This window comes from Embleya sp. NPDC127516 (genome assembly GCF_044765325.1).
Lineage (GTDB): Bacteria > Actinomycetota > Actinomycetes > Streptomycetales > Streptomycetaceae > Embleya.
Window position 1 is genome coordinate 293891 of the sequence record NZ_JBIWJT010000009.1, and the last position, 20399, is coordinate 314289.

General features: G+C 72.4%; 12 protein-coding genes. 3 read left to right on the forward strand and 9 right to left on the reverse strand.

The features are described 5' to 3' along the window. Positions 1 to 127: 127 nt before the first annotated feature. The 5 genes from ACIRL2_RS19810 to ACIRL2_RS19830 form a co-directional block, all read right to left on the reverse strand. Positions 128 to 1186 (reverse strand): DUF917 domain-containing protein, encoded by a 1059-nt coding sequence (locus ACIRL2_RS19810; RefSeq protein WP_395860575.1) that lies wholly within the window; start codon positions 1184 to 1186, stop codon positions 128 to 130. Continuing rightward, entirely contained in the window at positions 1179 to 3107 is a 1929-nt protein-coding gene (locus ACIRL2_RS19815) for a hydantoinase/oxoprolinase N-terminal domain-containing protein (RefSeq protein ID WP_402233696.1), read from the reverse strand. The genes ACIRL2_RS19810 and ACIRL2_RS19815 overlap by 8 nt, the downstream gene beginning before the upstream one ends. Positions 3108 to 3147: 40 nt before the next feature. Beyond that, positions 3148 to 4593 (reverse strand): purine-cytosine permease family protein, encoded by a 1446-nt coding sequence (locus ACIRL2_RS19820; protein ID WP_402233698.1) that lies wholly within the window; start codon positions 4591 to 4593, stop codon positions 3148 to 3150. A 201-nt stretch (positions 4594 to 4794) separates the two neighbouring features. Then, complete coding sequence (locus tag ACIRL2_RS19825; RefSeq protein ID WP_402233700.1) at positions 4795 to 6147, reverse strand: hydantoinase/oxoprolinase N-terminal domain-containing protein; 1353 nt, start codon at positions 6145 to 6147, stop codon at positions 4795 to 4797. After that, positions 6144 to 7181, reverse strand: a complete 1038-nt coding sequence (locus ACIRL2_RS19830; protein WP_395860583.1) for a DUF917 domain-containing protein — start codon at positions 7179 to 7181, stop codon at positions 6144 to 6146. The genes ACIRL2_RS19825 and ACIRL2_RS19830 overlap by 4 nt, the downstream gene beginning before the upstream one ends. Positions 7182 to 7269: 88 nt before the next feature. Here ACIRL2_RS19830 and ACIRL2_RS19835 point away from each other — a divergent pair, with 88 nt between their 5' ends. Both ACIRL2_RS19835 and ACIRL2_RS19840 read left to right on the forward strand, forming a co-directional pair. Beyond that, the gene (locus tag ACIRL2_RS19835; protein ID WP_402233702.1) at positions 7270 to 8703 is read left to right on the forward strand and encodes a PucR family transcriptional regulator; all 1434 of its coding nucleotides are present in this window, start codon (positions 7270 to 7272) and stop codon (positions 8701 to 8703) included. Between the two features lie 147 nt (positions 8704 to 8850). Continuing rightward, a complete protein-coding gene (locus tag ACIRL2_RS19840) occupies positions 8851 to 10440 on the forward strand; it encodes an amidase (RefSeq protein ID WP_402233704.1) in 1590 nt (529 codons plus the stop codon). Positions 10441 to 10521: 81 nt separating this feature from the next. Here ACIRL2_RS19840 and ACIRL2_RS19845 read toward each other — a convergent pair whose 3' ends face one another. The 4 genes from ACIRL2_RS19845 to ACIRL2_RS19860 form a co-directional block, all read right to left on the reverse strand. Then, positions 10522 to 13308 carry a SpoIIE family protein phosphatase gene (locus ACIRL2_RS19845; RefSeq protein WP_402233705.1) on the reverse strand — a complete coding sequence of 929 codons (2787 nt, stop codon included), beginning with the start codon at positions 13306 to 13308 and terminating at the stop codon, positions 10522 to 10524. A gap of 105 nt (positions 13309 to 13413) precedes the next feature. Continuing rightward, complete coding sequence (locus ACIRL2_RS19850; protein WP_395860591.1) at positions 13414 to 13710, reverse strand: DUF6506 family protein; 297 nt, start codon at positions 13708 to 13710, stop codon at positions 13414 to 13416. 51 nt (positions 13711 to 13761) lie between these two features. Then, positions 13762 to 14712, reverse strand: coding sequence for a LysR family transcriptional regulator (locus tag ACIRL2_RS19855; protein ID WP_402233707.1), 951 nt, complete (start codon positions 14710 to 14712; stop codon positions 13762 to 13764). A 147-nt stretch (positions 14713 to 14859) separates the two neighbouring features. Then, positions 14860 to 17562 (reverse strand): immune inhibitor A domain-containing protein, encoded by a 2703-nt coding sequence (locus tag ACIRL2_RS19860; RefSeq protein ID WP_402233709.1) that lies wholly within the window; start codon positions 17560 to 17562, stop codon positions 14860 to 14862. Between the two features lie 1009 nt (positions 17563 to 18571). Here ACIRL2_RS19860 and ACIRL2_RS19865 point away from each other — a divergent pair. Further along, positions 18572 to 20335 carry a hypothetical protein gene (locus tag ACIRL2_RS19865; protein ID WP_402233711.1) on the forward strand — a complete coding sequence of 588 codons (1764 nt, stop codon included), beginning with the start codon at positions 18572 to 18574 and terminating at the stop codon, positions 20333 to 20335. Positions 20336 to 20399 lie beyond the last annotated feature (64 nt).

The following is a 20399-nucleotide window of genomic DNA, read 5'->3' on the forward strand; positions in this document are numbered from 1 at the left end:
AGCGATTGCGACCTGCCCCGCTCCCCGCGCATGCGCAGGCAGCGGTCGACGCGGTCGTGCCGGCTCCACGGCGGCTAGCCCGGCGGGCGGGCCGGCCCGCAGGCCCGCCCGTCGGGCTCACGCGCGCTCAATCGGTCAACGGATGGTGGTCCAGGTCGTACCCGAAATAGCGCGGGCCGGTCAGGGCCAGGCCCGCCGGGGTCAGCCAGCGCGGGTCGCACGGGGCGGCCAGCACCGTGACGCGCAGTCCGTAGCGCAACGATTCGGTGGTCACCGGTTCTCCCGTCTCGGTGTCCAGGACGCAGATCAGGTCCGGGGTGGTGGCGACCACCCGGCCGTCGCGGCGCGCGAGCAGGTGTTCGTTCTGGAAGTCCAGTTCCAGTACCGAGCCGGCTCCCTCCAGGCGCGCCCGACCGCGTGCGAACCCGCCCTCGGTGCGGCGTTCGACATCGACCACCTTTCCGGCCGAAAGGTGTACGCCGCCCAGAAGTTCGCGGGCGGCCTCGACCGGATCCCGGTGTTCGGCGCGCGCCCGGCGGACCTCGCGGCCCAGGTTCTCGGCCAGGGTCAGCGTCGCCGGGACCAGGCCGTCGCGCAGTTGGTCGCCGCGCAGGACGGTGTCCGCGCACGAGATCTGGCAACCGCGCTCGACGCACACGGCTCGGGCGATCCGCTCGGCCTCGGTGTTGTCCACCGCCTGGACGACGACCGTATTGCCCTTGTCGTCGGCCAGCGCCATCGGTGAATTGGGCACCCCGATCAGGCCGGGCAACACCATCTGCGCCTCCGGGAAGGCCCGTCCCATCGCGTCGCCGTCCACGATCGGCAGCCCGGTGTGTGCCGCGGCGGCCAACGGGATCATCGAGTTCACGCCACCGATCTCGATCGGCACCAGGTGGGTGGCCCGACGGCCCAACACCGCCTCCAACGCGCGCAGCGCGTTGATCTCCTCGCGGCCGGAAGGGAGTTTCTCCAACAACACCGTCGGCGCGCCCATCGACGAGATCGGCACGACGGTCGCGTCCGCCGGCACCTCGTCGATGTCGAGCACGGTCACCGGGCCGTATCGCCGCACCGCCTCGCGAGCCAACAGCATGCCCACGTACGGGTCCCCGCCGCCGCCCGTACCAAGAATGCCCGCGCCACGCGCAATATCCGCCAACTGCTCGATGCCGATCTCACGCATGCGTACGAACTCCGTTCTGCGCGTCGTGGTCCTGCGCGTCGTGGTCCTGCGCGTCGTCGTCCTGCGCGTCGTCGTCCTGCGCGCCGTCGTTCGACGCACCGTGCTTCTCGGCGCCCTCGTTCGACGCACCGTGCTTCTCGGCGCCCTCGTTCGACGCACCATCGTTCCGCGCGCCGGCAGCCGACGCGCCATGCTTCTCCGCGCCGTCCTGCGACGCACCGTGCTTCTCGGCACCGGCGTCCGACGTGCCATGCTTCTCCACGCCCACGTTCGACGCGCCCACGTTCGACACGCCATCGCCCAGCGCGCCATCGCCCACCGCACCGCCGTCCCCCGCACCCGACACGCGGTACGCCGAGACCGGCCGCCCAAGGTCGAGATCCCCCACCGCCTTCACCCGAATGCGCGTCGCCCCGCCCGGCAGATAGGCCAACGGCACCTCCTCGACGTCGACGACGCGTACCGTCCCCGGCCGCGCGCCGGACTCCTCGGCCCGGCGCACCGCCTCCTCCCGGGCCGTCGCCAGCACCTGGTCACGCTTGCCCTCCGGGACCCGGAAGACCCGGTCGACCTCGCCGCCGACCTGCGCGATGGCCGCGCCGACCGCGTTGGCCACATCGAAGTGGGCCGGTCGCCGCACGTCCGGGAAGCCGGGCAGACCGCCCGGGACCAGCACGCTGCCGCCGCCGACCGCGACCACGGGCAGCGGCGCGGCGGAGGTGCGCATGCGGTCCACCGTCTCGGCCAGCCGTTCGGCGATCCGGGCGAGCGCGCGCTCGGCGAACGCGCGCTCCAGACCGGCCACCGCGCTCGCGTCGCCGATGTCGGCGGCACCGGCGGCCACGGCCAGGTCGGTGGCGGTCAACGTGTCGCCGCCGAACACCAGGGCCTCGTCGGTCAACCGGTAGCCCACGCTGCGCGGCCCGACCTCGCCGTCGGCGGCGACCAGCGAGCCACCGCCGATGCCGAGCGAAAGCACGTCCGGGATGCGGAAGTTGGTCCGCACCCCGGCCGCCTCGGATTCGCCCGCCGCCTCCCGCGGGAAGCCGCCGACCAGGATGCCCACGTCGGCCGTGGTCCCACCCACGTCCACGACCGCACAGTCGGTGAGTCCGGACAGGAACGCCGCGCCGCGCATCGAGTTGGTCGGCCCGGAGGCGAAGGTGGCGACCGGATAGCGCCGCGCGTGTGCGACGTCCATCAGCGTGCCGTCGTTTTGCGATATGAAGAACGGCGCGCCGATCCCGGCCCCGACCAGCGCCGCGCCGAACGCGTCCACGATGTGTTCGGCCAGATCCCGCAGCGAGGCGTTGACGATCGTCGCGTTCTCGCGCGCCAACAGGCCGACTCGGCCGATCTCGTGCGAGAGGGACACGTGTACGTCGCCGAGTTCGCCGGTGAGGATCTCCGCCGCCCGGACCTCGTCCTCGGCCGCCGCCGGCGAGAACACCGAGCTGATCGCGATCGTGGTCAGCCCCCGGGCGCGGATGTCCGCCGCGACCCGGCGCAACTCGTCGGGATCCAGCGGCGAGATCATCCGACCGTCGAACTCGCGCCCGCCGTGGCACAGGTACGTGCCGCCGCCGACCACCTCGCGCAGCCGTTCGGGCCAGTCGACCATCGGCGGCAGCGCCTCGGTGGCGGGCAGGCCGAGCCGGACGGCCGCGACCCGCGCCAGCCGTTCGCCCTCGATCAGCGCGTTCAGGAAATGCGTGGTGCCGATCATCACCGCGTCCACCGCGGCCGGATCGGTGGGCCGCCCGTCGGCGCCGGGCGCGGCCAGCAGTGCGGCGACGGCCGCGGCCACCCCCGACGTGACGTCGGCGGTGGTGGGTGACTTGGTGCCGGCGACGACGTGGTTGTCGTCGCTCAGCAGGGCGGCGTCGGTGTTGGTGCCCCCGACGTCGATTCCGATGCGCATGTGGTGGTTCCTCTTGCCGAAACGGGCGGTGTGGGGGTGTTCAGGCCGGAGTTGCGGCGGCTTCGCCGGCGGCCGCGATCTCGCGGGCCGCGGCCGGGTGGGCCGGTTGCTCGACCGGCAGTTCGCGGTGCGGCTGCACCAGGTTCAGCCGACCGGCCACGATGTATCCGAGCCCGGCGGCCAGCAGCGAGTTCAGCGCCGGCACTCCCGCCCACTGGTAGTGCTCGCACAACCAACCGAACACCGAGGCGGCGGTCCACAAGACGATCGTGGCGGGCACCCACGAGGGTTCGGTCTCCGGGAGTCGGCCGATCGCGCGGGAGGCGTCCAGTTGCGCACGCCAGCGCTTGGTGACGAAGTACTCGGCGACCATGATTCCGGCGATCGGCGGGGTCACCACGCCGAGCACGGTCAGGAAGTCGGTGAACCGGTCCAGGATGCCGGCGGCGGCCGCGAGGCTGCCGAGGACGCCGATGGCGATCGTCACGACGGTGCGGTTCAGGCGTATCCCGATCGTCGACTCGACGGCGCTGATCAGGCCCAGGGCGGCGGAGTACAGGTTCCAGTTGTTGATCTTCACGGTGGCCGACACCAGGATCAGCACGCCCGCGACGCCGGAGGAGGCGGTGATGATGGCGATCACGTCGGAAGACTTGACCGCGTACGCCAGCAGCACACCGGCGAGGCCCAGCACGTACTCGCCCAGCGAGATGCCGACCAGGGTCTGCTTGACGACGTCTGCGGTGGAGCGGTTGAACCGGGTCATGTCCGGTGTGGTGACCGCACCGATGATGTACGAGCCGGCCACGATCGTCGCGCCGGTCGCGATCGATATGTGCTCGCCGAACGGCGGGGAGGCGACCAGATCGCCCATGCTGTGCCGGGAGATCTCCACGGTCATCGCCCAGCCCGCCAGGCCCAGGAACGCCGGCACGGTGACGAAGGCCGTCCAGCCCATCGCGCGGAACCCGCGCAGCACCAGGATCGTGACACCCAGACCGGTGATCAGGCACCAGCCCCACAACGGCACGCCCGGGACCAGCGAGTGCAGCCCTGCGGCGAACACCGCGGTCTGCACGCCGAACCAGCCGAACAGGCTGACCGCGATCACCAGGCCGATCAGGATCGACCCGTATCGGCCGAACCCGGTCCAGCGGGCCAGCACCGAGGTGGTCAGGCCCTCGCGCATCCCGGCGATGCCGACGAAGATGCACACCACCTCCAGGATCACCGAGCCGAGCGTGAAGGCCCAGAACGCGCCCCAGAAGCTCAGCCCGGCGCCCAGCGTCGCGCCGAGCAGGAACTGGGTCAGGTCGGAGAGTTGGCCGAAGCGCTGGATCGCGACGTTGAACCACGAGTAGCGCGCGGACTGCGGCACACGCTCGAGCGGGTAGTCCTCGTCCGGGCCCGACGCGTCGGGCGCACCCGCGTCGACGGCCTTGGGCGAGGGTGTGCCCGCGTCGGTCGTTCTGCTGTCTGTGGTCATGCGTTTCCTCGGATTCCTGGGGACCGGCACGAATTCCTGGGACCGGAAGGGGACGTGTCGCCGGGCGGCGAGGTGCGGTGCCGGGCGTCGTGGAGCTCGGCGGGGGTTGGAAGACCCGCCCTGGGCTGGGCGGGTGTGCGTGGTGTCGTGCCGCGGCTCACCGGGACGGGTGGTGCTCCGCGCGTATGTTGAGCGGGCCGCTCACAGCGGCGCGGGAGGTCCCACCGCTCGGGCCCGCAGGCTGAACGCGGGACCGGGAAGGTAGGGCACGGGGACCCGTTCGACCGGGAGTACGACGACCCGGCGCGGATCGGCGCCCGCCCGCACGGCACTGCGGCGCGCGCCTTCGCGGACGTCTTCCACCGCGTCCGCCTCGGCCGCCTCCCCGGCTCGCACCAGTTGCTCGTAGGCGCCGCCGACCGGGCTGAGTGCGGCCCCGAACGCCCCGGCCACCGGGCCGTGTTCGGGCCGTACGACGTGCGCGGCCGGGGCCGTCGCCGCGGCGGGCGCGGCCGAGCCGCCGCCGACCACGATCAGCGGCAGTCGGGCCGCGCCGGGCTGCATCCGGTCCACCGCCTCCTCGAACGCGTCGCGGTCTTCGGCCGGGACCCGGATCAGGTCGGGCATCGGGAAGCTCACCGGAACGCCGCCGATGACCTCCCCGGGCCTGCTCTCCTGCGGGAAGCCGCCGACCAGCAGGCCCACTCTGATCCGCCGCGCCCCGACGTCGGCGACCACCGCATCGGTCAGCCCGGTCAGCAGCCCGGCGCCGCGCAGCGTGCCGGCCGGTCCGCTGCCCAACGCCAGGCTCGGGTGCAGCCGCAGGTAGTCCAGCGCGGTCAGGGTGCCGTCGCCGCGGGTGACCAGGATCGGCGCGGACGCCAGACCCAGGGCGCCGAGCGAGGAGGTCAACGCGTCGGCGAGGGCCGCGGTGTGCCGTGACAGCGCGGCGTCCAGGACCGTGCTGTTCTCGCGCTCGATCAGGCCCAACCCGCCCAATCCCGCGGACAGGCCGACGAACACGTCGGGGCCCGCCTCACGGCGGATGATCTCGGCGGCCTCGTGTTCCTGGGTGTCGTCGATCGGCGAGAACACCCCGGAGACCGCGAACGCGTCGGCGCGGCCCGCGAGGCCGGCCGCGAACCGGGCCACCGCGTCCCGGTCGAGCAAGGTGGTGTCGGCGCGGGTCAGGCCGGCGCCGCCCTCGACCATCGCGCTGCCCGCGTGCACGGCCGCGCGCAGGTCGGCGGGCCAGTCGGCCAGCGGCGGCACCGCGTCCGAGACGGGCCCGCCGATGCGCAGGACGCCGACCCGGGTCAGCCCCTCGCGGCGGGTGACCGCGTGCGCGGCGCTGCGCAGCGCGATGGCCACGTGGGTCACCCTCGTCGGGCGCGGGGCGTCCCGCAGGAGCGCGGCCACGGCGATCCGGACGCTGTCCACCGCATGCTCCGCCGAGGGCACCTTGACCGTGATCGCCGGGGCGTCGCCGGCCGGCAGTGCCCCGTCGGTGTGGGTCGGGCCCACGTCCACACCGATCGTGCGAAGGGCGCTCATCGCACGCTCCCCTCGGGATCGGGCAGGTCCAGCCCGAAGGCCGCCGGGCCGCCGAGGCGCAGGCCGGCCTCGGTCAGCCAGGCGGGGGCGCAGTCCAACGCGAGGATCGACACGCGAAGCCCGTAGCGCAGCACCTCGACCTGCAGGGCCTCGCCCGTCCTGGTCTCCACCAGCGCGATGATGTCCGGCGTCACCACGACCGGCCGGCCGTTCTCCAGGACGGCCAGATATTCCGACTGCGCCTCGACCCGCAGCAGCCGGCCCTGGTCCCGGCCCAGGCCCTCGACCAGGATTCCGGTGGCCGCGTGCGAGACCCGCTCGATCGCGGCGATCTTGCCGGTGACCACTCGGCGGGTCGGCGGCGCGGGGTCGCCGGGTACGCCGGAGGCCAGGTCCGCGCCCACGGCCAGCGCCCGGCGGATCGAGCCCGGCACGGCGTGCCGGGCGGCTTGACCGGCCGTCAGGGGGTAGTCCGAGCAGGCGGCCTGACCGCCGAACGCGTCCAGCGCGGCCCGGACCACCCGCTCCAGCCAGGGGCCGTCGGCGTGGTCGACGACCACGGTGCGGCCCCGTTCGTCGGCGAGCACGGCGGGTGTGGCCCGGATCCCGGCGAGTTCGAGCACGTTCTGGTCCATCCGGGGAAAGGCCCGGCCCATGCTGTCCGCGTCCAGCAGCGGCAAGCCCAGGCGTGCGGCCCAGGCGACCGCCACGCAGCCGTTGGAGCCGCCGATCTCGCTCGACATGAGCGCGGCCGGCGGTCCGCCCCGGACCTTCTCGACCCGGTCCAACATCCGCCGTGCCTCGGCGACGCCGCCGACCCGCTCGGCCATCACCGGGGACGAGCCGACGGTGCCGACCGTCATCACCCTGGCGTCCTCGGGCAGGTCCCGCGGGTGCAGGATCCGGACCGGGCCGTGCTCGACGATCGCCTGCCGGGCGCCCGCGAGGGTGACCGACGTGGCCCCGCCGCCGCCCGAACCCAGGACGGCGCAGCCGCGCGCGAAGTCCGGAAGTAGTCCGGCGTCGAGTTCCATGGGTCAAAGGTACGAACGGACGGCATGTCGGATGTGTGCCACACGCACCCGATCGAGCGAAACATGTGCTGCCGGCACACTGGGCGCCGTGACCACACTCGCCGACCTGCTTTCCGGCCCCGACACCGACGGGATCGTCGTCGTGGCCGGACCGACCGACGCCGTCCCGCTGACCGACGTGCGGCTGGAGACGCGCGCGGATCGCCTGGCGCACGCGCCCGCCGGTTGCCTGGTCGTGCTGACCACACCGCTCAGCGGCTATCGGCTCGACGTGGCGGTGCGCGATCTCGCGGCGGCCGGCGCGGCGGGCCTGGTGCTGACCGCCATCACGCCCGACTCGCCCGTCCCGGCCACCGCCCGCGCGCTGGCCGACCGGGGCCGGGTCGCGATCCTGCACACCGACGGCGACCTGGCCGCGCTGGTGCTGGCGGTGGATCGAGTGGTCCGCGGTGGTGCGGCCGACGCCCTGGCCCGGGTGGACGCGGCGGCCCGGGAGTTGCCGTCCGTGGCGGGCGACCCGGAGCGGGTGGCCCGAGCCGCGTCCCGGGTTCTGGGGGTGCCGGTGGGTCTGCGTGCGCCGGAGCCGGGCGAGTTCGGCGCGTCGGCGCTCGGGCCCGACGGCGACGTCTGGCTCAGCGCACCGGACCGACCCGATGCGGCGGGCCGCGCCGTGCGTGCGGTGCTCGCCCTGGGCGCGCTGGCGGCGGCGGCCGGCCCGGCCGACGATGTCCCGGTGCGCTCGCGCGGCCAGCTCCTGGCCGAGTTGCTGGCCGTGCCCGAGGCCCAGGCACTGCGCCTGGGCAGCCGCGGCCGGGCCCTGGGGCTGCCGGTCGACAGTTGGCACCTGGCCCTGCGGGTGGAGCCGATCGCCCTGGCCGGCACCGACCGATACCGCCTCCTGGAGGCCGCCGGGCCGCTCGCGCTGCGCCTGTTGCGTTCGCTGGGCCCGGTCACCTGGAACGCCGCGCGCGTCGACGAGGCGCTGGTGCTGACTCGATCACAGCCCACCGACCCGGGCCGCGACGGCATGCGCGCGACGCTCGCCGACGCCGGCCGGCTCCTGGTGGTGCTGCGCGAGCGCAACCCGGGCGCGGACCTGCGCTGCGGGGTGGGCGCGGCCCATCGCGGCGTGCTGGGCCTGCGCAGGTCCGCCCGCGAGGCCCGCACCGCCCTGTTGCGCTCGGGCGGCGGCGGGTCCGGCCCGATCGCCGCGCACGACGCGGCGGGTCTGGACCGGATGTTGCTGGACTGGTACTCCTCCGAGGCGGCCCGCGAGGCGGTGCACGAACTCCTGGCCCCAGTGCTGGCGTTGGGCCCACAGCGCGCCGCGCCGCTGCTGCGTACGCTACAGGCCTACCTCGACCATCAGGGCTCGCCCGCCCGGGCCGCCGACGAACTGCACCTGCACCGCAACGCGGTCACCAAACGCGTCCGCAAGGTGGGCGAACTGATCGGCGCGGACCTGGAGGATCCCCAACAACGCCTCGCGGTACAACTGGCCTGCCGCGCCCACCTGATGTGAGTACGAACACCCGACGGACGAGGCGACCACACCCCGCCGACCCACCCGGTGCGTCGCGCGCCGTGCCGGATGGCGTCCCCGGCAACCCGGTGTCCGGGCGTCCCGGTGACCTTGTGCCGGATGCCGCCGTGTAGTGCGATGACTCCCATGACAAAGAGAAGCGTTGCCACGCTGATCGCCGCCCTCGTCGCGGGATGCCTTGTGACCGCGCCGAGTTCACCCGCGGAGGCCGCCGACGCCGGCGGTTCGCCGGCCGCCGCGGGCTCGCCGCCGAGGCTGGGCGTCGATCTGGACACGGTGACGATCCCCGAGTTACAGGCGCGCATGGCGCGCGGTTCGTTGACCTCGTCGGCACTGACCGGCGCCTATCTGTGGCGGATCGAGACCGTCGACCCGAAAATCCACGCGGTATTGCGCACCGATCCGACCGCCCTGCGCCAGGCGGCGGCCAGCGACGCCCGGCATCGACGCGGTGAGACCCGCGGCCCGCTCGACGGCATTCCCGTCCTGCTCAAGGACAACGTCAACACCCGTGACCTGCCCACGACGGGCGGGTCACTGGCACTGGCCGGGAGCCCGCCGGACGCCGACGCCGCCCTGGTCACCCGCCTGCGCGACGCGGGCGCGGTCATCCTGGGCAAGACGAACCTGTCCGAATGGGCCAACTTCCGTGCGGCCAAGCCCACTTCGGGCTGGTCGGCGGTGGGCGGTCAGACCAGGAATCCGTATGTGTTGGACCGCAACCCGTGTGGTTCATCGTCCGGTTCCGGAGCCGCGCTCGCCGCGTCCTTGGCGCAGGTGGCGATCGGGACCGAGACGGACGGCTCGATCGTGTGTCCGGCCGGGGCGAACGGTGTCGTCGGCCACAAGCCCAGCCTGGGACTGGTCAGCCAGGCCGGCGTGGTGCCCATCTCCGCCGAGCAGGACACCGCGGGACCGATGGCGCGCAACGTCACCGATGCCGCGCTCACCCTCGCCGTGATCAGCGGCGGCGCCCCGGAGCTCACCGCCTCCCTCGATGTCGCGCGGGCGTCGACACGCCCCGGCGCGCTGCGCGGCAAGCGCATCGGACTGTGGCGGCTGCCCTCGCTCGGGCCGGAGGTCGACGCCCTGATGACGCGTACGGCCGACAGCCTGCGCAAGGCGGGCGCCGAGGTCGTCGAGGTGCGACTCCCCTACCAGGAGCGACTCGCCGAACTGGAGTTTCCCGCACTGTTGAGCGAGTTCCACCGCGACATCGACGCCTACCTCGCCACCCGCCGGGGACCGCGCGACCTCGCCGAACTGATCGAGTTCAACCGCACCCACCCGGCGGAGCAGACCTGCTTCGCGGGTCAGGAGTTGTTCGAGCAGGCCCTGCTCGCGCCGCCCACCACCGACCCGCAATACCGGGCCGCACGCGCCGAGTTGAAGGATCTCTCGCGTAGGTCCATCGACGAGACCATGGCCGCCCATCGCCTGGACGCGATCGCCTCCCCGACGAACCCGCCCGCCTGGACGACCGACTGTGCGCGCGGCGACAACGACGTGATCCCGTCCTCCACCCCCGCGGCCGTGGCCGGGTACCCGTCGTTGTCGGTGCCGGCCGGCCTGGTGAACCGGTTGCCCGTGGGTCTGCTGCTGATGTCCGGCGACCACCGCGACGGCGAGCTGCTGTCCCTGGGGGCGGCGGTCGAACACCGACTCGACGCCTGGCGGGCGCCGCGCTACCTCCCGACCGTGGAACCCGGCACCTGACCGGCGGTCGCCCGCGGGAAGTCCGCCACCGCGAGGTGTTTCCCGAGCGGGCACACCTCCCGGTGGCGGGTCGCCGCGTCATCACGAAGTCCGTTCGTTCGCCGGGGCCGTCCCGAAGTCCGCGGGATCGGTGTCCGTGGGATTGGTGTCCGCGGGATCGGTATCCGCGGGCGCCGGGGCGGCGTGTGCTTCTGCGGGGTCGGGCAGGGGCTGTTCCGCCCAGATGATCTTGCCCTCTGGGATGTACCGCGTACCCCAGCGCGCGGCGATCTGGGCGACCAGGAACAGACCCCGGCCGCCCTCGTCCATGGTGGCCGCGTACCGCAGGTGAGGGGCGGTGCTGCTGCCGTCGGCCACCTCGCAGATCAGGCTCCGGTCGCGCAACAGCCGTACCCGGATCGGCTCGGACCCGTAGCGGATGGCGTTGGTGATCAGCTCGCTGAGGATCAACTCGGTGCCGAAGAGCTGATCGCCCAGCCCCCACTCCTCCAGTTTCGCGGAGACCACCTCGCGCATCCCGGCCACCGCGGCGGGATCCGACGGCACCTCCCATTCGGCCACCCGGGCGCCGTCCAGGGTGCGGGTGCGGGCGACGAGCAGGGCGATGTCGTCCTTGGGGTGTTCGGGGAGCAGCGCGTCCAGGACCGCCGCGCAGCTCTGCTCCGGGGTGCGGCCGGGGTGGGCCAGGGCCTGGCGCAGCAGCCCCATCCCGACGTCCAGGTCGCGGGTGCGGTCCTCGATCAACCCGTCCGTGTACAGGACGAGCGAACTGCCCTCGGCAACCTCCATCTCGATGGTCTCGAACGGCATGCCGCCCAGTCCCAGCGGCGGCCCGGCGGGCAGGTCGGGGAACTCCACGCTGCCGTCCGGGTGCACCAGCGCGGGCAACGGATGCCCGGCCCGGGCCATCGCGCAGCGCCGCGACACCGGGTCGTAGATCGCGTACAGGCAGGTGGCGCCGATGATGCCGGCCCCGACGTCCGGGTCCGCCTCGTCCTGGTCGATCCGGCCGACCAGGTCGTCCAGGTGGCTGAGGAGTTCGTCGGGCGGCAGGTCGAGCGTGGAGAAGTTGTGCACCGCGGTACGCAGCCGGCCCATGGTGGCCGCGGCGTGCAGCCCGTGGCCGACGACGTCACCGACGACCAGGGCCACCCGGGCACCGGAGAGCGGGATCACGTCGAACCAGTCGCCGCTCACCCCGGACTGCGCGGGCAGATAGCGGTGGGCCACCTCCAGCGCGCTCTGCGCGGGCAGGGCACGCGGCAGCAGACTGCGTTGCAGCGCCGTCGCCAGAGTGTGTTCGCGGGCGTAGCGGCGTGCGTTGTCGATGCTGACCGCGGCGCGCGCGACCAGTTCCTCGGCGAGGAACAGGTCCTCCCGGTCGAACGGCTCGGGCTTTTCCCTCCGCCAGAAGTTGGCCACGCCCAGCACCGAGCCGCGCGCCTGGACCGGGACCGTGATCAGGGAGTGGATCCCGTATTCGACGATCGCTCCCGCGCGCTCCCGGTCCTGGGCGTGCCAGTCGTCCGCGGTCGCGAGATCGGCCACGATCTCCGACCGGCCGCTGTCGAGTCCGCGGGCCTGCGGGGTCGAGGGGACGAAGTCGATCAGGGTGCCGAGCGGGTACAGGGGGTGATCGTCGCGGATGCCGGCGACGGCGCTGCGGCGCATGTTGGCGCCGCTACCGGTCGGCTCCCCTCCGTCCAGGACCGGGGCGGCCAGGTCGACGGTGACGAAGTCGGCGAAACGCGGGACCGCGACGTCGGCGAGTTCCTCGGCGGTGCGCACCATGTTCAGGGTGGTGCCGATCGCCACCCCGGCGTCGTACAGCAGTTTCAGCCGCCTGCCCGCCACCTCGGCCCTGCCGGAGAGCGTCATCAACTCGGTCGTGTCGCGCAGGGTCGCGACCGTCCCGCGCGGACCGCCGTGACGATCCGTGGGCCGCTGGTTGACCGCCAGCAATCGATCCCCGGCGGGATGGACCTCGTCCGAGACCACACGACCGGAGATCAGCAGCGCGGCCGTGCCCGGTTCGAGGCCGGGCAGGTCGGCGATCCGCCGGCCCTCGGCGTCGGGCGGGAGGTCGAGCAGTCGTCTGGCCTCGTCGTTCGCCAGCACCAGCCGGGTGTCGGCGCCGACGATGAGCACGCCCTCGCGAACCGCGTGGAGTACCGAGTGGTGGTGTTCGTACATGCGGGTCATCTCGGCCGGGCCCAGGCCCCGTGTCTGGCGCCGCAGCCGCCGGGTCACCAGTGCGGTCCCGCCGGTGGCCAGGGCGAGCGCGGCGGCACCGGTGGCCAGGATGATCGGCAGTTGCCGGTCGACCACGCCGGTCACGTTCTTGACCCGCAGCCCGGCGATGACCACACCCTCGACCGTGCCGTCGGGGGCGGTGACCGGGACCACCGCCTGCACCTCGCGGCCGAGCGGGCCGTTCACGCTCTCCACGAGCATGTGCCCGGCCAGCGCGGGCTCGATGTTGGCGACGACGGGCAGACCGATCAGTTCCGGCCTGGGGTGCGTGTAGCGGATCCCCTGGGTGTCGGTCACCACGATGAAGTCCACACCGGCGGCCATCCGCCCCGCCTCGGTCAGCGGTTGCAGCACCGCGGACGGGTCGGGTGAACGCAACGCGGCGATCACCCCGGGCGAGTGGGCGAACGTCTGCGCGACGGCGACCGCCCGGTTGCGGGCCTCGCGGTCGCTGTCGTGTCGGGACTGCACCACCAGCGCGAGCACGGCGCCGGCGACGAGCAGAAACACCACGGCGACTTGCAGGACGAACACCTGCCCGGCAACGCTTCGCCGGCGCCTGCCGGACGGTGACTGAACCGATGCACCCCGAAATCGGCCGGAATCATCGGCCATGTCTACCGTTGTACCCACTGGGGCGTCACGGGACCACTCGTGGGACCCATGGGACGAGACCACCACGCGCGGCGCGCCGCGAGGCGAACGCGCCCAGTCGGCGCCTCACGCGAAGATCGCGTGCACCTGGTCCACCGCCTCCGCGCCGTACGCCACCGCCCCCACCGGGACCGCGCCTTCGACGGCCTCGATCACCCTGGCGGCCCACACCGGCCCGAATCCTCCGCACAGCTCGATCAGTTGGGCACCTTCCGCGACCAGGCGCCGAGCCACCCGGATCGCCTGCTCGGGCCGGTCCACACCGACGAACACGGAACGGCAGTCGGGTGTCACGACGACGGTCTCGCGGTCGGGATCGGCGCCCGAAGCGGTGTAGATGAATCCCCATGCCGTCAGCGCCATGGCGGACGCCTCCTGTTCGACTCCTCGCTGTCGGCCCCCGGCGTCGTCGACCTATCGGATCCTCGACGCGGCGGGCCCGGTCGATCCCAGCACACCGCCTTCGACCGCCCGCCGTCCACGAGGCGCACCCGCACGGGCCTGAGGTCGCGCCTCACGCACCAGGTCGGCGGCGGTCGCGGCATACCGCGCCGCGTACGAATCGTCGGCGTTCCAGACCAGCGCGTGCCGGATGCGCGGCGCGTCCGTCGCGAACGGCAGCCACACCAGGCCGTCTGCGTCGTGCGCGTCCCACGCGGGCCGCAGTGCCACCATGTCGTCGCCGCCGGCCAGCTCGGCGGTGAACAACGCGCGCCGCGGTGGACCTTCGCGGATCACTCTCGGCTGCCACCCCGCACGCGTCCAGGCCGCACGCGTCGCGTCGTGGTAGCCGGGCGCCGACGACCGCGCGAACCACAACAGCGCGCTCCCGGACAGGTCGGCCCAGTCCACCGTGCTCCGCCGCGCGAGGCGATGCCCGCCGGCGACCAGGACTCCCAACTCCGCGTCGCCGACCTCCACGCACGCGAGGTCGTGCAGGTCCTCCGGCAGTACCACTACCCCCACGTCCAACGAGCCGGCGCGCAGCCGCACCAGTTGTTCGCCCGTCTGTCGGTCGGCGATCTCGGGCGCGGACTCCCCGGCCGCCCGCCACAACGCGGGCGCGACCCAGGGCGGCGCCCCCGGCGTGAGTGCGGCGCGCATCACGCGCCGCCCGTGTACCGACTCCTTCGCCCGCCGTGCCGCCTCCACCGCGGCCCGCGCGTCCGCCACCAGTCGGTCGGCCGCCTCGGTCGGCGTCATGCCGCCCGGGGTACGCACGAACAGCGGCGCCCCGAGCACGCGCTCGAGAGCGATGATCTGCTGGCTCAACGACGTCGGCCGGATGCCCAGCGCGTACGCGGCCCGGGTGAGGTGCCGCTCCTCGTGGACCGCGAGAAAGTACCGCAACTGACGCAACTCCATCCGGCGGATGTTATCCCCGCGCAGCCGGTCGCACCCGGGCCGCCCCGTCCGCGCCCCCGGGCCGTGCGCGGATCGCCCCCGATGGGTCGGCCCCCACAACCGGAAGCGCGTCGTGGGGGCCGATGTCGCACACGTGCGGACTTGTGGCTACTTGCGGGCGGGTGCGATCCAGACGACGGCGCCCTTGTCACCGGACAATGGGAGGACCGGGAACACGGTCACGCCGTATGCCTTCTCCCACCCGGGGTTGCCGGAGCCGAGCACCGAGGAGAAGAACGGCTTGCCGTAGTTGGCGAAGTCCGGCGAGCCGTCCGTCTTGGTGACCTTGGTCGAGTACGGAGCCCGCGCCGGAACCACGGTCGAACCGTTGCGGTCCTTGGGCGCGAAGCCGGTGCCGTTGGCCTCCGCGCCCGGCGCGTAGCCGAGCGTGTCGGAGAAGAACCGCACCGGTTCCGTCTTGGCGAATTGCGCGCAGTGGTCGCCGGCCGTGCGGCAGGCCCGGAATCCGGGCGTGTCCTTGAAACTGAACGCCGCGTTGGCCGACTGCACTCGGGGTTCCAGGTTGGCCGCCTGGTTCGACGGCGCGTCCGGGAAGCGGTAGGGCTCCGGGTGCGCGTCGACCAGGAGCAACTCGCCCTTGGCGCCCCACGACGGGGCCTTGTCGATGTTGAACAGCACGCCGTTGTTCTCGTACGAGCTGTCCCGCAGCCACACCAGCAGGCCCGGCGCGTTGTACGCGAGCTTCTCGCGCTTGCCGTTCTCACCGAACGTGTAGGTGTACTTCAGGCCCTGGTCGAAGCCGGACATGTTGCGCCACTCGAGCAGGTAGTACTGCTCGCGGCTGAACGTGCCGTCGGTGACGATCCAGCCCGCGCCCCTGGTGCCGCCGCCGGACGAACCACCTTGCGGAGTCCAGCCGTTGGCACCCTGCTCGACATCGTCGGACCACACGGTGGTGGTGCCGTTGGTGAGCGAGAAGTCGTCGGCGACCCAACCCTTCTCCTGCGTCGCCGCGTCCGTGTCGACGCCGATGCGCAGCTTGATGTTCCGCCCCGCGTACGGCGTCAGGTCCACCTGGTCGTGGCGCCAGCCGTGGCTGTCGCCGGTCAACCCGGTGCTCTTGCCGAAGGCTCGGAGGTTGCCGTTGGGGTCCGGGTAGTCCGGCGGGGTCGACACGAGCGTGCCGGCCTCGTCACGCACCTGGAGCTGCGTCCAGGTGGTGCCGCCGTCGGTGGACACCTCGACGAAGCCGAAGTCCCAGTCCTCCTCCAGGACATAGTCGGTCCACCAGCGGAACTTCACGTCGGAGCCCGCCGGGACCGCGACGTCGCGAACCAGCTTGACGTCCGCCCAGTCCTGGTCGTTGTTCGAGTACCACGCCTTCTGACCACTGTGCGGCGTGCTGAACCTGATCACCTTGTCCGGGAGATTGATCCGGACCGCCTGTTTGGTGCCCTTGGGTGTCTGGGCCGCCTGTCCGAGCGTGACCAGCGCGGGCTTGTCGCCCACCTTCAGGACCTCGGGTGTCAGCCAGCCCAGCGAGTACTTGGACCACGCGCTCATGTGCGCGGGCATCGACTGGAACAGCGGCCCGGAGTGCGATCCGTTGGCCATCAGGTCCCAGAAGTTGACGTCCGACTGACCACCGCTGAAGTTGTCGTACAGGTCCGGCAGACCGAGGTCGTGGCCGTACTCGTGGGCGAACACGCCCACGCCGGAGTCCTCCGGCTGCACGATGTAGTTGGCGACCTTCAGTTGCGTGCCCGGAACCGTGTATCCGCCCGCCACGGCGCTGGAGTGCGCCCAGATGGCGTACGTGCCCTCGGCGCCGCCGCCGGTGGACTTGTCCTTGCCCGAGTGCACGAGGACCAAGTGGTCGACCACGCCGTCCGGTTCGAGGAGGTTCCCGTCGCCGTCCGCGTCTCCGGTGTCCTCCTTGTCGTAGTCGGCCCACGGGAAGTTCGGCTGGCTGCGCGCGAGTTCGTCCACCGCGTCGATCGCCAACCGGTTCGCGCCCGCGGGGTTGTCCGGGTGCCCGCCCATGTCCTGCTCACGCTGCCCGCAGCGGCCGGCGCCGTACCACGCCTCGGAGTGCGCGACCTTGATCCACGGGGTGGCGGTACCGGACACGGTGTACTTGCCGCCCGACATCTCCTCGTACATGTTCTTCATCGTGTAGCCGGAGATGTCGATGCCGGGCTTGCCGTCGGGACCGGTCAGGTCCAACCGCATACGATCGGTGATGCCCTGCTTGGTGTAGAGCATCTTGTTGAAGTGCTCCGGGCTGAAGTCCTTGACCCACTGCGAGTTGTTGTCCCGCCCGGTGAGCGCCGGGTCGGGGATCTTGTTGTGCAGCGGCCCGTTCTTGATCGTGCCCGGAGGTTCGAGCACACAGGAGGGGTCGGTGACACTCGCCCGGCGGTTGAACCCGGAGAAGTCGTCGTTGGCGTTCTCGTTGAACTCGACGAGAACCGTCAGCAGCTTGGCATCCTGCTTCGAGCCCGGTGCCAAGCCGGCCTTCTCGGCTCTGAGTTGCTCCGGGCTCTTGCCCGTGCGCTGGGACTCGGCCTCCAGCAGGCGCAGTTGCGCTGCCGCGCGTGGGTTGCCCTCGCGCTCCTTGCGGCCGGGTCCTTCCTTGGCCTTGCGGGCCTTGTCGGCACCGCCCTGCTCGGCGTCGATCCCGCCGCCCTGGCCGTCCTCGGCCTCGACGGGATTGAAGTACTGGTCCTCGGGACCGGGATTCCACACAGCCTTGGTGTTGTCCACACGTGCGGCCGCCGCGGACGACGTGATGCCCGGCGCTGCGGTCAGTCCCGTGACCGCGAGGAGCGAGACGGACAATAACGTCACCGGGCCACGCAAACGCCGGATGGCTCGCGGTGGTGTGCCACCGCGTCCGGGTATCGCTCGACTCAAGATGGTCCCCCTTCCGCCCGGAAGGTGATCCCGGACGCGAAGCGACGCCGATCAGGGTGCTGTGGTGCCGTACGCGCCCACGACGTCGAGCTGATTCGGCAGAACCCGACGCCTGCCTCCCGTCGACCGTCGGGTCACGGCGGCGGCGGGAGTTGGGGCCGGGCGTCCCGGACACTAGAGGCGCAAGTGACGGCAGAGACAGGGGACACCAAGGTTTCTTTACGATCTCTTTACTAAACGCCCGGCGGGGCGGGCCGAGTAGGGCTAGGGACTTGGCTTGATCGGGTTCCGGTTGACCCCGACGGGCAGTCGACTTTCGTATCTCCCACACCCATCCTTCGCACCCGAACACACATCTTTCGTAGGTCCCGCGCGGGCCGCCCGGCGGGCATCGTGGCTCGGGATGCCGACACCCGAAAACCCGCGCCCCATGGGATTCGAGCCCCGTCGAAGAAGCCCATTCCTCATCCCCCGGCTCGTCGCTTGAGGGCACCTTGGGTGCGTCGTCCGACATCGCGGCCGTGAGATCCGTACCCGTCCCGTGCGCCGCGTACGGGCGGTTCGCGATCCGGTCGTTCGGATGTTGTCGGGGTGCGTTGCCGGCGCGGGTGTAACGGCCCGCCGGGTTCATCGCGTTTTCCAAGCGAGGCCGCGTCGCGCAGGCGTCGCGCTTCCCGGGACAACCCGGCCCCACCCACAAACGCGCGCCCGCCGCCGAGCCAAGGGCTCTGCCGGCATGCCGTCACACTCCCCATGCACCCCATCCGGCGTCGGCGGCCGAGCCGCCATTTCGCCATGCCCCGGACCAGGCAACGCCGTTCCCGCGACCCGACCCGAGATTTACAGGTGAGCCCGAATGACCCCAGTCGCCGATACCGAGCCCGCGTCCACCGCGAGACCCGAAGGGAGCCGAAACCCGAGAGGAGCGCACGGACCCGAAGGCGTGGCGCGGCACGAACCCGAGACGCCCGCCGCCGAGGCGCCCGGGATTCGGCCGCGTTGGAACCGCGCCCTCGCCCCGGTCACGGCGCTGGCGATCGGCGTCCTCGGCTATCACGCCCGCTGGGTGTGCGACGACGCGCTGATCTTCACCCGCGTGGTCCGCGAGATCCTGGCCGGCAACGGTCCCGTCTCCAGCCCCGGCGAGCGCGCCGAGGCCTCGACGAGCACGTTGTGGCAGTGGCTGCTCGCGCTGTTCGGCTTCGTCCTGCGCCGCGGCGATACCACGGCCCTGTCGTGGATGCTCGGGCTGTTCCTGACCTGCGCCGCCGTGCTGTTCGCCGTGGACGGCGCGCGGCGGCTGCACACCGGGGCCGGCCGCGCCGAGAGCCTGCTGGTCCCGTTCGGGATCCTGGTCCCGCTCGGTCTGCGGCCGATGTGGGAGTACGCGACGTCCGGCCTGGAGACCGGTCTGAACATGTGCTGGACGGCCGGCTCGTGGTGGCTGCTGGTACGGCTGCGCGCCGGCGGATCCCGTCGCCGCGCGCTCGCCACGGCGGCAATCATCGGCCTCGGCCCACTGGTCCGCCCGGAGGCGGCGGCAGTCACCGTCGTGTTCCTGCTCGCGCTGTGGTTCATCCGACGACCCACGATCCGCGGGACGTTCGCCCTCGCGGGCGTCGCGGCCGCCCTACCGACGGCCTACCAGATCTTCCGGATGGGCTACTACGGCATCGTCTTCCCGATGCCGGCGCTCACCAAGGGCGCCGACGGGTCGTTGTGGGAGCGCGGCTGGGCATACGTCACCGACTTCACCGGTCCCTACCTGCTGTGGGCCCCGCTGTCGGCGATCGTGATCGGCGCCGGGTACGCGCTGCGCGGCCTCCACGAGCGACGCGGCGACACGATCGTCGTCCTGGCGCCACCGGCCGCCGCCGCGATCCTGTTCGGCTACGTGGTCAAGGTGGGCGGCGACTACATGCACGCGCGCATGCTCGTACCGATCCTGTTCCTGCTGCTCCTGCCGGTCGCCGTACTGCCGCTGTCCAGGGCCCTGGCGGCGCCCGCCCTCGCTCTGGCCGTATGGTCCCCGATCAGCGGGATCCTCCTGCGCTACAGCCCCTCGCCCACGTCGATGGTCGGCGACGAGCGCGCCTACTACGCGAGCTTCACCGGCTCGTCGCACCCCGCCTCGGCCCGCGACTTCCTGCGCACCCACCCGCTGACCAAGGCCGCCGTGGAGGCCGAACTCGCTTCCGGCCGACGGTCGTTGATCTACTACGGGCCGCGCCTGGAAGGCGACATCATCACGGTGCCGCTGCGCGAGGACATCCCGGCGCGGGTCGCGGTCATCGGTGTCTACCTCGGCACCGCCGGCGCCTTGTCACCCGCGGACGTGCGGCTGGTGGACTACTGGGGCCTGGTGAATCCGATCGGGGCGCGGTTCGAGCTTCCGGTGACCAAGCCCGGGCATTCGAAACCGCTGAGCAACGCGTGGCTCCTGGCGGCGTACGCGGACCCGGCGGCGCCGGTGAATCCCGCCGGCAACTTCGCCCGGCCGGAGCCGGTCACCTCCGCACAGGTCACGGCCGCGCGGCACGCACTGGGCTGCGGCGAACTCGCCGAACTCGCCGCGTCCACGCGCGCGCCGATGACCGCGGGCCGTTTCCTGGACAACCTGAAGGGCTCCTGGCGACGCACCCACCTCACCATCCCGGCCGATCCGTTCGAGGCCGAGAGGAAGTTCTGCGGGCGCAACACCCCCTGACCCGGTCCGGGTGATCCGCCGAGCGGAACCCGCTCGTTGCTCCAAGCCGAAGCCGACACGTCCG